Origin of the sequence: Algoriphagus halophilus (assembly GCF_041729275.1) — a bacterium.
Taxonomy (GTDB): Bacteria; Bacteroidota; Bacteroidia; order Cytophagales; family Cyclobacteriaceae; genus Algoriphagus; species Algoriphagus halophilus_A.
In genome coordinates this window covers 3,506,840-3,520,085 of sequence record NZ_CP146486.1, presented here as the reverse complement: position 1 = coordinate 3,520,085, position 13,246 = coordinate 3,506,840, and the positions used below count along the sequence as shown (strand labels likewise).

Genomic DNA, 13,246 nt, shown 5'->3' with positions numbered 1-13,246 from the left:
ATTATTCACTGGTTTTACCCATGGCCTGATAAATAATATCATGGATTTCTGTCCGGATTCCTTCTTTGAGCAATTTGGTATTATTGGCATCAGGATATACCCTGTTAGAAAGAAATACATATATTAATTGATTTTCAGGATCTGCCCAAACGCAAGTTCCTGTAAATCCAGTATGTCCAAAAGTACTTTTTGGAGCTAATTCACCTGCAGAACCTCCTTTTCCAGGTTCTTGGTCAGGCTTATCCCATCCCCATCCCCTTCGACTTTGTTTAGATTGTAACCTTGTAAACATATCCACAGTCGTAGGTTTGATCAATGAAACATCCCCGTAATATCCACGGTTTAGCATCATCTGCATCATGACGGCCAAATCATTGGCTTTTCCAAAAGACCTGCATGCCCTGCTACTCCTCCATACATCGCTGCACCCGGATCATGAACATAGCCCCTGACAAGTCTTTTCCTGAAAGCTACATCATCCTCTGTAGGAGCGATGTTATCAAGAGGCATTTTCTCAGAAGGGCGAAAAGTCATGGTATACAATCCCAAAGGCTCATAAAAATTCTGGTCCATGAAATCATTCAATGGCTGGTTTACGATTCTTTCTACTACTGCCTGCATAAAGTACATGGTCAAATCGGAATAGACATATTTATACTTGCCTCCGGATTTTGGAAGAAGCTTAGACTCCACTGTCCAATTCCAAATACTGTCTCTCAAATCGTCTCGACCATACATATCGTTGGAAATGGGCCTATTGAACCCTTGTTCTGGACGGGGTTTGTAAAAATCCCCTCTCCAATTCCCTCTTTCAACGGTTTTTGCATAATGCGGAATGTAAGCAACCAATCCGGATTCATGCATGAGGACATCCTTGATCACCAAATGCTCCTTGTTGGTCCCCTTTAATTCAGGCAAATAGTCTCCAAGAGTCTTATTCATATCCAACTCTCCCCTACTTTGAAGAAACATGACTGCTTGAGTAGTGGCTAAGACTTTGGTAATCGAAGCCAAATCATAGACCGTCTCAGAGGTGACTTTGGGGCTGGACTTATATTCCAATTGACCATAGGATCTTTCGAAAACCACTTTTCCATTTTTGACCACCAAAACATTGGCACCGGGAGTGGCTTGAATACGAATAGCTCTTTCAGCCACTTCATCAATTTTATTAAGGATCTCACTATTCAACCCTACACTTTCAGGAGTACCATAGGACAATCGTTGGTTTCCAGGCAAAAACCCTCCTACTCCTTGGGTAAATTGATCGCTAACTGAGACAGGCAGGATCCCTTGCGCAGGTCGACCTCCAAATAATACCTGAGGAGCCAATTCTTGTGTAAAGTCATTATTCTCATAGGCAAAAATGACATTTTCCAATCCTTCTAAATATTGAGCAGCATAGGAATTTCCAAACAATACCACAACCACTTTCTGACGTTTACTTAAATCCTTCAGCAATTGAACATCCGCAGGAGCAATTCCAAACTTCCTTCTGGGACTATTGGTTACCCCCATTAACCCGACTACCACCACCTCATATTCTTCCAGTTTTTTCATGGTGTTGTAGTGGGAAGTCTGATCTGCTGCCTTTGGAATTGAGAAATGGTCAAATTTGGCATACTTGGACAGGTATTTTTGAAATACCTTTCCCTCATCTCCTATCGATAAAGAAGCAAAGCTTTTCAAGTCAAGCTGCTTGAAAGGGACCAAATCATCTTTGTTGGTAGCAATAGTGATGGCATCTGCATAAAGCTCTTCAGTGATCACTTTCGTTTCTGGACTGGTCAATCGCTCCACTAAACCTTCTGTTTCAATCGGTTTGTATTTATTGAGACCGGCCCAATATTTTGCCTTTAGGATTTTCTTTACTCTTCGATTCACCTCCGCTTCCTCAATCACTCCATCTTCCACAGCTCTTTTGATCATGGCTTTTGCCTTAGGCACATCTTGGGAATACAGAAGAATATCATTCCCTGCTAATAGGGCTTTTAGATCCACCTCACCTGGAGAATTAGTATTGGCTACCCCTTTCATATTCAAGGCATCTGTGAAGATTAGGCCTTGAAAGTTCATTTGATTTTGAAGTAGGTCCGTCACCACTTTTTTGGACAAACTGGTTGCCATATTTGCCGCTGGGTCCAAGCTCGGAATATTGAGATGAGCAACCATCACGGACATCAGGTTTTCCCTAAAAAGCTCCTGGTAAGGATAAAGATCTACCTCCCAGATCCGTTGTTCCGGATTCTTAATCACCGGCAACGAATAATGGCTATCCACTTCGGTATCCCCATGTCCTGGAAAATGCTTTGCATTGGCAATCACCCCATGATCTTGCAGCCCTTTCATATAAGAGACGGCACGTTGGGCTACTAATTTTTTATTTTCTCCGAATGCTCTATATCCGATTACGGGATTATCAGGATTGGAATTAACATCCACAACAGGAGCAAAATTGATATGCATTCCCAACTCTTTGAACTGTCTAGCCATTTCAGTTCCCATATCATAAATCAATTCGGAATCCTGAACAGCACCTAAAGTCATGGCTTTAGGAAAATCCGGTATGGAATCAAGGCGCATGCTGATCCCCCATTCTGCATCCATTGCAATGAACAAAGGTGTTTTAGCCTGTGCCTGGTAATAATTGGTCAAATTGGCTTGTCTTACTGGGCCTCCCTGAAAAAATATCAGCCCCCCAAGATTTTCACTCTTGACCAAATTGGCAATTTCATTCACATGCCTTTGGTCTTTATTTGAATAAGCTGCCACCATAAAAAGTTGACCTAGCCTCTCCTCAAAACTGAGGGAGTTAAAAACACTATCCACCCAACTCACTTGGTTCAATGGGTCCTTACTAATCAGTGGATCCTCCACAGCTGCTAGATTATCTGTTCTGCCTGAACTGAATAAAATTGCAATAAATCCTACGGTCAAAACCCTCCAAAGCTTCATGCTCATTCCCGTGTAAAATTTTTAATCCTTAACTTTTAAAATAAATTTGTGAAAACGGCCCATCGGAAAATTCGTATCATAAATTTCCGCTCCTTAGTTCCAAAGCCGTCATTGGTCTAAAATTAGAGGAACTACGGATATTTGAAGATATAAAAGATCAAGCAAGAATGATCAATTTATAGGGTTAATTCCCTCATAAATTTGATATCCGGTGAATGATCAAGAACTTTGTCCTACTATGAACCTTCTCCTTAACGAGAAGTTTCATTTAAAACATATATTGCCATGAAATTTCCATCCGTATTTCGTACTGCGACACCCATGCGTTTTGATATCAAACCCAGGTATTACGACCCGGTCAAGGAGGAAATAGATCAAAGAACTTCCCGTATCAAAAAAGAATTGGAAGCCGAAGGAGTCATATCCAAAGACCAGCATGAAACTGGCTTTAGCTACCAGTCTGGGATAAGAGGTGCTTTTGCCCAACACCGAGGTATCAAAGAGCGCAGTTCCAGTGCCTTTACCTCTACAGGAATGATACGATCACTCATATTTTTCGTTTTATTGGGAGGACTAGGAGGTTACATCTATCTAGGTCCTATCATTTTTGAATACATTCTTTACGTGACTGCAATTTCTGCTGGTGTATATTTTTTCTTCAGGCTAAAACCAAAAAGAAAAAATGAGTGACATCATTCAGCTCCTGCCTGATGCCATTGCCAATCAAATCGCAGCTGGAGAGGTAGTACAAAGACCTTCCTCTGCTTTAAAAGAATTACTGGAGAACTCGATTGATTCCGGAGCTACCCATATCCAAGTGATCATTAAAGATGCTGGAAAACAGCTCATTCAAGTGATTGATAATGGAAAAGGTATGTCTGGCACAGATGCCCGAATGAGTTTCGAAAGGCATGCTACCTCCAAAATTAGAAGTAGTAGTGACCTTTTCTCTATCCGAACATTTGGTTTCAGAGGAGAGGCCTTGGCTTCCATTGCAGCCGTAGCTCAAGTTGAACTAAAAACCAAACAAGCAGATTCGGATCTGGGTACCTTGATCCAAATCGAAGGTTCAGAGATAAAAAAACAGGAACCGGTTGCCGCCCAAAACGGAACATCGGTGGCAATGAAAAATCTCTTTTTCAATGTGCCTGCAAGGAGAAATTTCCTGAAGTCCAATCCTGTGGAAATGAGACATATTGTAGATGAGTTTCAAAGGGTGGCATTGTCTTACCCAGAAATTTCATTTACCATGCATCAGCAAGACTTGGAGACCTTTAATTTAAGTCCAGGAAAACTTAGCCAAAGAATCGTAGGCTTATTTGGGAAAAATTACCAGGGTCAGTTGGTGCCTTGTGAAGAATTAACTCCACATATCAATGTAAAGGGCTATATAGGTAAACCAGAAAATGCCAAAAAGACCAGAGGAGAACAGTTTTTCTTTGTAAACAACCGGTATATAAAAAGTAGCTATTTGAATCATGCGGTAAGCAATGCTTTTGAAGGCCTGATTCAACCAGATCAGCACCCCTTTTATGTATTGTTTTTGGAGATTGATCCAGCTCATATCGATATCAATGTACACCCTACCAAAACAGAGATAAAATTTGATGATGAACGTACCGTTTATGCGGTAGTTAGATCAGCTGTAAAACAAGCGTTAGGAGCACACCACGTGGTTCCTTCTCTGGATTTTTCCTTCGATGTCAATTTTACCGAAAACTGGAGCAAAGACACGGAGAAAAAGAGCAAGTGGATCGGGAATACAGTTATAAAAGTTACAATACTCCTGAATTCAAAAAAGCTTCCACTTCAGGTTGGGAAAAGTTGTTCGAGGGCAATCAAAAACATCCTAGTTTAGAGCGATCCGTGGAGCAAGAGGAACCAGAAGTATTGACCTTTCCTAGCCGGGCAAGTCAAGAAGAGAATAAAGAGTTCATTCCTTTAAGAAGAGAAGAGGAAACCACTGGCACTACTTTCCAAGTAGAACTCAATTATATTGTTGCCCAAATGTCCACTGGCATGTTGATCGTAGATCAGCAAGTGGCACATGAGCGAATTTTATATGAAAGGTACATCAAGCAATTAAATTCTGCCCAGGGACCATCCCAACAATGTCTCTTCCCTCCAACCGTACCATTGAGCCCATCTGATTTTGCTTTGGTGATGGATATTCTTCCTGAACTTCATAGCCTGGGATTTATGGTTTCGGAGTTTGGAAAAGACACCATTTTGATTCAGGGTGTTCCAGCGGATATCCAGTCGAAAAGTGAAAAAGAGCTATTTGAAGGATTTATTGAGCAATACAAAAACTTTAAAAATGAGCTTTCGCTGGACAACCGTGAAAATTTAGCCCGGTCCTTGGCTAGAAAATCCTCCTTAAAAAGAGGACAGAAACTGAATTCCCAAGAAATGGAAACGATCGTAGGCCAATTATTTGCCTGCCAGAATCCAAATTATGGGCTTTCGGGGAACAAAACATTCATAAAATTGGATTTATCCAATATTCACTCCTTCTTCGGAAAATAGTATGTTTAGAAATATCACACCTATAGTAAAAAACCTACTGCTGATTAACGTAGGAATATTTTTAGTCTCTGCATTTTTGTTCCCTCAAATCAGCGGTATGTTTGCACTGTATTATATACACAGTTCTTACTTTCAGCCTTTTCAGTTTTTGACATACATGTTTATGCATGCCGATTTCTGGCATCTCTTCAGCAACATGTTTGGACTGTTAATATTTGGACCTTTGTTAGAGCAGTTTCTAGGCCCCAAAAAGTTGCTCATATTATGGATGACCTGTGGAGTTGGATCTGGTGTCCTATATTCCGGATATACTTCCTATAGGATGGCCAACCTGCAAGATAAAGTTGCTGCATTCCAAACGGATCCTGACCCGGACACTTTCAATAAAATTGTATTGGAAAACAGGGGCTTCTTCGATCGTGCTATTTTTGATTTTGTAGATGACTATAGCAGAAATCCAACAGACCAGGTAAAAATCAGTCGAGCGAGTCAAACTTTAGATGCTATATTAGAAATTCAGGGAAATGTACCCATGGTAGGTGCTTCAGGAGCCCTTTTCGGGGTGTTGATTGCTTTTGCCATGCTGTTCCCGAATACACAATTATTCTTATTGTTTCCTCCTATGCCAGTAAAAGCAAAATATTTAGTGCTTTTTTATGGACTGTACACGATATATAACGTACTGATTAATAATCCCACGGATAATGTCGCCCACTTTGCCCATTTGGGAGGATTAATCATAGGTGGAGTTTTAGTTTACTTCTGGAAAAAAGATAGAAATAGCTTTTATTAAATGATGTACGGAAATTTTTGGGAAAATCTTCGAAACGCCTTCCGGCATGATAACAACAGCCTTTTCAAGCTGATTGCGATCAATATTTTGGTGTTCTTGGTGCTATTGGTATCCAGAGTGCTTCTTACTATTACTGGGTTTGGGGATCTCTACAGTGCAGGGGTAGCGAAGTTTATGATGCCCGCCTCTTTGACTACTTTGGCTACGCAGCCTTGGTCCATTCTTTCCTATATGTTTATGCATGAAGGGATATTCCATATTCTTTTCAACATGCTGTTCTTGTATTGGTTTGGACAATTGATACACCAATACCTGGGAAGTCGGAAGCTTGCCAACCTATACATTTTAGGGGGATTGACTGGTGCGCTATTTTATGTGTTGATTTATAATCTTGCCCCTTATTTCCAAAATTCACTCAACTCCTCTTTGATGCTTGGTGCAAGTGCAGGAGTATTTGCAATCGTGGTTGGAGCGGCCACTCTAAGTCCAAACACCACCTTTTTCTTAATCTTACTTGGGCCTGTCAAAATAAAATACATCGCGATATTTTATGTGATCCTCTCATTTGCAAATTCTGCTGGCGCAAATGCTGGTGGAGAATTGGCTCACCTGGGTGGTGCCTTAATGGGATATCTATACATCATTCAGTTAAGAAAAGGAACGGATTGGGGAATCCCAATCCAGAAAGTTGGGATATTCTTCGAAAACTTATTTTCCAAAAGACAGAAAATCAACGTTACCTACCGAAGACCCAAAAAATCCAGCTCGTTTAAGCCTTTTTCAAAAGCAGCTCCTAGTTCTAAGCCAGCAGTAAAATCCAATAGCGAATCCTCTCAGGAAGAAATTGATCTAATTTTGGATAAAATCGCAGAGAAAGGATATGAAGCACTTTCCAAGGAAGAGAAAAGAAAATTATTCGAATTCAGTAAGAAATAACTTATAAAGGAAAAGCAAGCCCAAATCGGAAACCTGCTTCTCGTGGGTATTGACTTTGGAATTTAAATTCGGTACTTAAACCTACCCAATCTACCAAAGGAATATAGGCTCCAACCCCCACATTTGCTCCTTTTTCATTTCTTTTTGTTCCAGCGCCATCAGGATTTGTATTTTCCCAATTTTGACTATATCCAGCCATAAAATATAGCTGAGAGCTCTCTACAGATACATAATATCTTAAATCTGCACTGAAGTTACTGGTTTTACCCACATTCGGAAAAACCCTCGTATAGCTAGGCATAAAGGAAAAATTATCTACGAAAAAAACTCCCATCCTGCCCCTACTCCAAAGTATTTATACCTCAAACCATAGGATCCAAGTGCATGTATTCTACTATCACCCTGTGTTTGAGCAGAAGCTATTGAACTGATTACAAAGCAAGCAAAAAAAGAAGTATAATTTTTTTCATAGGTTTCAATTTAAAACTGGAGGGGTAACTCTAAAAACAAATTCAATACCATTAGATCTCAGCTACTTCATTTTTATTAGCCAACTGGCCACAGGCAGCATCAATATCTTGTCCTCTTGATTTTCGAACCTTGGCAATAATTCCCTGACTTTCCAAAATCCTCACATACATATCTACTGCCTCTTGTTTGGCCTGTCTGAATTCTCCTTCGTCAATCGGATTATATTGGATGATGTTTACTTTTGATGGAATGATCTTGCAAAATTTAGCCAATGCCTTCGCATGACGTTCATCATCATTCACCCCATCCCAAATCACATATTCATAGGTGACTTTCCTCCCTGTCTTTTGATACCAGTATTTCAACGCCTCACCCAACTCCTCGATTGGATTGGATTCATTGATAGGCATAAGCCTGGAACGGGTTTCATTGATAGCTGAGTGAAGGGATACAGCCAGATTAAATTTCACACCATCATCCGCCATTTTTCGAATCATCTTAGTGACTCCAACAGTGGATAAGGTAATTCTTCTTGCAGCCATACCCAAGCCTTCGGGTGAGGTGATTTTATCAATTGCGGCCAACACATTGGCATAATTTAGCAACGGCTCACCCATTCCCATAAAAACGATATTGGTCAAAGGACGCTGAAAATAGGTTTCCGCCTCCTCTTTTATCGCTACTACTTGATCATAGATTTCATCTGGATTGAGATTTCGCATCCGCTTTAAGCGGGCAGTAGCACAAAAATTACAATCCAAACTACAACCTACTTGGGAAGATACACAAGCCGTAATTCTTTTTGAAGTAGGAATTAAGACAGATTCGACAATTTTGTCATCATATAATTTGACTGCATTCTTGATGGTCCCATCCTCTGAATGCTGCATGAGATCCACTCGAATATGGTTAATGGTAAAGTGAGATTTAAGCATTTCTCTCGTACTTAGAGAAATATTACTCATGTCATCAAAATTCTTTAAGGATTTATTCCATAGCCATTCATACACCTGCTTGGCTCGAAATTTCTTTTCCCCATGGGACAAAAAGAACGCTTCCAGTTCAGCGAGGCTTAATTTGCGAATGTCTTGTTTCTGAATCTCTTCCATGCTGCAATTTAGGTATTAAGTATGGGAAAAGAATGAATGCTTTTTTCCTACTTTGAGTTCGCAAAATTACAAGAACTTCCCTTGGGTTTCCTATTGAGTTCGTAAATTGATTGGCAAACGCCTATTTTATGAAGCTGAAAGTCTGTTTAATTCAGGATCATCCCATTTTTTTGATAAAGAAAAGACCTTACAAAAGGTAGAAAGCCTTTGTACACAAAATGCCAAAGAAGGGTATCAATTAATCATATTTCCAGAGTCCTTTATTCCTGGATATCCCAGAGGATTAAGCTTCGGAGCAAGGATTGGAAGCCGTTCAGAAGAAGGCAGAGAATTATATGCTGAATACCAAAAACAAAGTTTTGACCTAGATAGTGGGGACTTGCAAAGACTTGTGAAACTCAGTAAAAAACTAGGCATCTATCTAGTCATTGGCGTCACTGAAAAATCAAAATTGCATGGGAGTCTGTATTGTTCGATGATCTATATTTCTCCCTCTGCAGGATTCCTTGGCGTACATAGAAAAATCAAACCAACAGGAACGGAGCGATTGGTTTGGGCTGAGGCAGATGGTAAGTCCTTAGTCAGCTTCGACACCAAAATCGGTAAATTGGGAGGATTGATTTGTTGGGAAAATTACATGCCCATGGCAAGAATGTCCATGTATAACCAAGGAGTAGAAATTTATATCGCTCCTACTGCAGACGCCCGGGAAAATTGGACCTCTACCATGAAGCACATTGCATTGGAAGGAAGATGCTTTGTATTAGGATGCAACCAATATTTTACCAAATCCATGTATCCCAAAACACTTCAAAAAGAATTAAAGGATGATCCTGAAACAATCTGTGCTGGGGGGTCCCTCATCGTATCTCCCATGGGAGAGATTTTGGCAGGTCCTCTTTTTGGAGAAGCAGGTAAAGTTTGTGCAGAAATTGATCTGGAAGACATCCTTAAAAGTAAACTGGATTTTGACCCAATTGGGCATTATAACCGACCTGACATCTTTGAATTAATAGTCAAAGAACAACCTACCATTATCAAAGAATCCAAATGAACATGTCTGACACCCAGTCCTTCGCTATTTACCATGATCTATGGATTGATAGTCCTATCGAAAAGGTTTTCCAAGCAATCTCCAACCCTTCAGAACTTATCAACTGGTGGCCAAAAGCATGTAAAGGAGAATCTGAATTGAATGGAACATACAATTTCTTTTTTACCCCTGAATATGATTGGTATGGAAAGGTGATCAAGTACCAAGAAAATCAATCATTTCATATTAAAATGACAGACTCTGATGAGGATTGGAATCCTACTACATTTGGATTTGATCTCAGCCGGGATTCAGGAAAAACAAAAGTGAATTTTTGGCATATCGGATGGCCTTTCTGCAATGATCATTTTAAGAGATCTTCCTTTTGTTGGGCAATTCTTCTGCAAGGGTTGAAAAATTATGTGGAGAATGGCGCCATCGTACCTTTTGAGGAACGGGAATAATTACGTGCAAAACACACCCCATTCTGGGCACAGCAAGTTAAAAAATTTATCTTCAACCCTTTTTCCTATTGCCCAATACAAGGGATCATATTCGAAACCCAGCTTTGCACGATCTTTGAAAACTTTGATTGCCTAAAGAATTAAGACTGCGGTGATGGGATTTTTAGAAAAATGGGCAGAAGCTGCCAATACAAGTTTTGGTTTTTTTGGATGGCTTTTTGGGCCTTTGGATTGGGTTACCTTATTAGTAGCTTGATTCAAATCTTCGTAACTGAAGAAAAAATGGAACAGACCATGGGAGGCAAAGAAGGAAAAGGGGTGCTTTTGGGAACCTTATTTGGATTTATTAGCAGCTCCTGCAGTTTCTCTGCATTGGCCACTACCAAATCACTTTTCAAAAAAGGAGCTAGCTTTATTTCCTCCATCGCTTTTCTACTAGCGTCCACCAATTTGGTCATCGAATTGGGAATTATCATTTCCATCTTTTTAGGCTGGCAGTTCGTTGTTGGCGAATACCTGGGAGGAATTTTACTGATATTGATCAGCTGGATAATCATCCGAATTACCAAACCTTTAAAACTGATCAAAGCAGCCAAAAAAACCTGTCTGAAGGAGAAATGGGGATGCAAGAAATGGGAGTTACTGGTGAAGATGATGTGCAATCGAAAAAAGCTGGGCAAAAGTAGGGCGTCAATATGGGATGGAATGGAAGATGGTTTGGAAAGATGTGACTATAGGCTTCACTATTGCCGGAATAGTAGCCGCATTGATCCCAGATTCCTTTTTTCAAACACTTTTTATCAACAGCAATCTAGGGAAGACAGATTATTCGTTTTTAGAAATCCTGGAACATGTCTTCATTGGTCCAATAGCAGCTTTTTTGACCTTTATAGGCTCTATGGGTAATATTCCATTGGCAGCTTTGCTATTTGGGAAAGGGGTAAGTTTTGCGGGAGTGATGGCTTTTATATTCAGTGACTTGGTAGTATTCCCTGTACTCAGAATCAATGCAAAGTATTATGGTTGGAAAATGGCCCTTTACATCCTATTCCTGTTGCTTTCTTCATTAATTTTCACATCAATATTCCTTCATTACTCATTTGACTTTCTAGGAATATTACCTGACCCCTCTCAGGTTAGTATTCAAGATGAATCTTATTTTCAAATAAACTATACCTTTTTTCTAAACATCACTTTTCTGATTGGTTCAGTCTATTTGATTTGGTTAGGTTATCAAAAATATAAGGACATGCATTACATGAAAGAAATGGCTCCTAAAAGCAAAAACATGGAAACCATTCTTAAATACATTGCCATTCTTAGTTATATCTGGCTTTTGGGGGGATTAGCGGTCCAATTCTTTATCATCTAGAGGGTTATTTGGATAACATCAACCATCCTTTTGGATCAACTTTAATCTCAGTGGTACTTTCAATAAAAACAGAATTGGAACCTATCTCTTCCTTAATCAATCCATTGGAAGTTTCAATTTCAACAGGAATGGTAAAATCGATCCCTTTCAAGCTCACTTGATACCCATCCTTCCCTTTCTTTCCTACTTTTAGTACAGGCAAGTCAGTCGTTTTCAAATAAAAATTTAGAAATGGACTTAGATCCTGTCCTGTATAGGTATTGACAAACTCAATAAAGTCAGTGGTATTTACTTGATTAAGATAGGTAAAGCGATCATCTGAAATAAATGCTTTCAACAGAGGGAAAAATACTTCGTCTCCTACTACTCCTCGTAAACTGTGAACCACCGCAGCCCCTTTACTATAAATCTCACCATGATAAGCCTCCTCTTCCGTACTGTTAGGTGGGGATACCACCGGTTTGGCATGGGGAATAGTCTTTAAAACAGAAGCAGCGTGATCCAAATAGGCATCAAAACCACCATGGGCTTCATAAAACAACCAATCTCCATAGGCTGTAAAACCTTCATGGATCCACATATCTGCCCAATCCCCAACCGACATTTTATTTCCAAACCACTCATGCCCTAGTTCATGATGCAATAACCAATCATAGGAAACATCCCCCATTGGAACAAACTGGAAATTATTCCCATAGGCATTGATGGTTTGGTGCTCCATCCCTAAATAGGGAGTTTCAACTACCGCTATTTTATCGTTTGGGAAAGGAAATGCTCCAAAATATTTTTCTTGCGTTTCTACACTTACCTTTAAGACTTCTAGCAAGGACTGCGCTTTTGCTTCATCTTCCTGCAAAACAAATACGTGCATGGGGATATTCTGCCCTGAAATGGATTCAAAATCCATTTTAGCTTCATGAAAAACTCCCACTGTAAAGTTTATTCCATAATTATTAATGGGATACTCTGTTGCCCAATGATAAGTGATGCGATCAGCTGTTTCCTTTTGTTCAAGCAACCTCCCATTAGAAGCTACGAAATAGGGTTTTTGAACCGTAAAAAATAAGTCTACTCCATTTTCTGGCTCACTTGAAGGGTGATCCAGAGCAGGCATAAAAATCTTTGCCCCTTCTCCTTGGGAAGAAAGTCCCATCCAATGCTGATCCAATAAATCTAACTCCCAAGTGAATCCACCGGTCCAGGGCGGGTTGATTGCGATAGGTGTAATCCCTTCGTAAAATACTTCGACCGAATTGCAGGTACAATCGATGGGAATGATATCCAAAATATCGTTTTGATGGGTAAAACTCACTTCCTCCTCATTCATCAAAACCCTGGACACCTCATATTCATCAATTAAATTTAATCGAAGGGTATCTAGTTTTTCAGGGGCATCAAAAGTGACCTTATTTTTCCCTTTAATAGATTTTGAATCCAGAAGAATTTCAAGTTCCAATTGATAATGCAACACTTTGAATTTCTCTTGCAGAGGATCCATAGGACCGCCCCAATCCCAATTTTGGGAATAGGAAGAAGAGATAGAAAAGAAAACAATCAATAAGGAGAATATGGATTTTAGCATGAAAC

At 39.8% G+C, this 13,246-nt stretch carries 11 protein-coding genes and 2 pseudogenes; 8 read left to right on the top strand and 5 right to left on the bottom strand.

Annotated features, from left to right (window positions below; genetic code table 11):
- Position 1: 1 nt before the first annotated feature.
- Positions 2-361, bottom strand: a complete 360-nt coding sequence (locus V8V91_RS18830) for a serine hydrolase (RefSeq protein WP_373400754.1) — start codon at positions 359-361, stop codon at positions 2-4.
- Positions 358-2,961 carry a glycoside hydrolase family 3 N-terminal domain-containing protein gene (locus V8V91_RS18825; RefSeq protein WP_373396766.1) on the bottom strand — a complete coding sequence of 868 codons (2,604 nt, stop codon included), beginning with the start codon at positions 2,959-2,961 and terminating at the stop codon, positions 358-360. Before V8V91_RS18825 ends, V8V91_RS18830 begins: the two co-directional genes overlap by 4 nt.
- 279 nt (positions 2,962-3,240) lie before the next feature.
- On the opposite strand from V8V91_RS18825, the gene V8V91_RS18820 reads away from it, so the two are divergent.
- The 4 genes and pseudogenes from V8V91_RS18820 (at position 3,241) to V8V91_RS18805 (ending at position 7,210) form a co-directional block, all read left to right on the top strand.
- Positions 3,241-3,645, top strand: coding sequence for a hypothetical protein (locus V8V91_RS18820; protein WP_373396765.1), 405 nt, complete (start codon positions 3,241-3,243; stop codon positions 3,643-3,645).
- A pseudogene (mutL, locus tag V8V91_RS18815) lies at positions 3,638-5,481 on the top strand (DNA mismatch repair endonuclease MutL). The gene V8V91_RS18820 and the pseudogene mutL overlap by 8 nt, the downstream one beginning before the upstream one ends.
- 1 nt (position 5,482) lies before the next feature.
- Positions 5,483-6,274 carry a rhomboid family intramembrane serine protease gene (locus V8V91_RS18810; RefSeq protein WP_373396764.1) on the top strand — a complete coding sequence of 264 codons (792 nt, stop codon included), beginning with the start codon at positions 5,483-5,485 and terminating at the stop codon, positions 6,272-6,274.
- Positions 6,275-6,277: 3 nt separating this feature from the next.
- Positions 6,278-7,210, top strand: coding sequence for a rhomboid family intramembrane serine protease (locus V8V91_RS18805; RefSeq protein ID WP_373400753.1), 933 nt, complete (start codon positions 6,278-6,280; stop codon positions 7,208-7,210).
- Position 7,211: 1 nt separating this feature from the next.
- On the opposite strand, the gene V8V91_RS18800 is transcribed toward V8V91_RS18805, so the two are convergent.
- Together V8V91_RS18800 and rlmN are read right to left on the bottom strand one after the other, a co-directional pair.
- Entirely contained in the window at positions 7,212-7,511 is a 300-nt protein-coding gene (locus V8V91_RS18800) for a hypothetical protein (protein WP_373396763.1), read from the bottom strand.
- Between the two features lie 220 nt (positions 7,512-7,731).
- Positions 7,732-8,790 carry a 23S rRNA (adenine(2503)-C(2))-methyltransferase RlmN gene (gene rlmN, locus V8V91_RS18795; protein ID WP_373396762.1) on the bottom strand — a complete coding sequence of 353 codons (1,059 nt, stop codon included), beginning with the start codon at positions 8,788-8,790 and terminating at the stop codon, positions 7,732-7,734.
- 106 nt (positions 8,791-8,896) lie between these two features.
- Here rlmN and V8V91_RS18790 point away from each other — a divergent pair, with 106 nt between their 5' ends.
- The 4 genes and pseudogenes from V8V91_RS18790 (at position 8,897) to V8V91_RS18775 (ending at position 11,659) form a co-directional block, all read left to right on the top strand.
- A complete protein-coding gene (locus V8V91_RS18790) occupies positions 8,897-9,844 on the top strand; it encodes a carbon-nitrogen hydrolase family protein (RefSeq protein WP_373396761.1) in 948 nt (315 codons plus the stop codon).
- A 2-nt stretch (positions 9,845-9,846) separates the two neighbouring features.
- Positions 9,847-10,287, top strand: a complete 441-nt coding sequence (locus V8V91_RS18785) for an SRPBCC domain-containing protein (protein ID WP_373396760.1) — start codon at positions 9,847-9,849, stop codon at positions 10,285-10,287.
- A gap of 210 nt (positions 10,288-10,497) precedes the next feature.
- Positions 10,498-10,881 (top strand): annotated as a pseudogene (locus tag V8V91_RS18780) (permease); the annotation flags it as partial.
- 106 nt (positions 10,882-10,987) lie between these two features.
- Positions 10,988-11,659 carry a permease gene (locus tag V8V91_RS18775; protein ID WP_373396759.1) on the top strand — a complete coding sequence of 224 codons (672 nt, stop codon included), beginning with the start codon at positions 10,988-10,990 and terminating at the stop codon, positions 11,657-11,659.
- A 4-nt stretch (positions 11,660-11,663) separates the two neighbouring features.
- On the opposite strand, the gene V8V91_RS18770 is transcribed toward V8V91_RS18775, so the two are convergent.
- Positions 11,664-13,241, bottom strand: a complete 1,578-nt coding sequence (locus tag V8V91_RS18770; RefSeq protein WP_373396758.1) for a M1 family metallopeptidase — start codon at positions 13,239-13,241, stop codon at positions 11,664-11,666.
- Positions 13,242-13,246: the final 5 nt, after the last annotated feature.

Bases quoted from the DNA above. Each gene is read 5' to 3' on its own strand.
- V8V91_RS18830 (WP_373400754.1), bottom strand. From the start codon at position 361: ATGATGCAGATGATGCTAAACCGTGGATATTACGGGGATGTTTCATTG.
- V8V91_RS18825 (WP_373396766.1), bottom strand. From the start codon at position 2,961: ATGAGCATGAAGCTTTGGAGGGTTTTGACCGTAGGATTTATTGCAATT.
- V8V91_RS18820 (WP_373396765.1), top strand. From the start codon at position 3,241: ATGAAATTTCCATCCGTATTTCGTACTGCGACACCCATGCGTTTTGAT.
- V8V91_RS18810 (WP_373396764.1), top strand. From the start codon at position 5,483: ATGTTTAGAAATATCACACCTATAGTAAAAAACCTACTGCTGATTAAC.
- V8V91_RS18805 (WP_373400753.1), top strand. From the start codon at position 6,278: ATGTACGGAAATTTTTGGGAAAATCTTCGAAACGCCTTCCGGCATGAT.
- V8V91_RS18800 (WP_373396763.1), bottom strand. From the start codon at position 7,511: ATGCCTAGCTATACGAGGGTTTTTCCGAATGTGGGTAAAACCAGTAAC.
- rlmN (WP_373396762.1), bottom strand. From the start codon at position 8,790: ATGGAAGAGATTCAGAAACAAGACATTCGCAAATTAAGCCTCGCTGAA.
- V8V91_RS18785 (WP_373396760.1), top strand. From the start codon at position 9,847: ATGTCTGACACCCAGTCCTTCGCTATTTACCATGATCTATGGATTGAT.
- V8V91_RS18775 (WP_373396759.1), top strand. From the start codon at position 10,988: ATGGAATGGAAGATGGTTTGGAAAGATGTGACTATAGGCTTCACTATT.
- V8V91_RS18770 (WP_373396758.1), bottom strand. From the start codon at position 13,241: ATGCTAAAATCCATATTCTCCTTATTGATTGTTTTCTTTTCTATCTCT.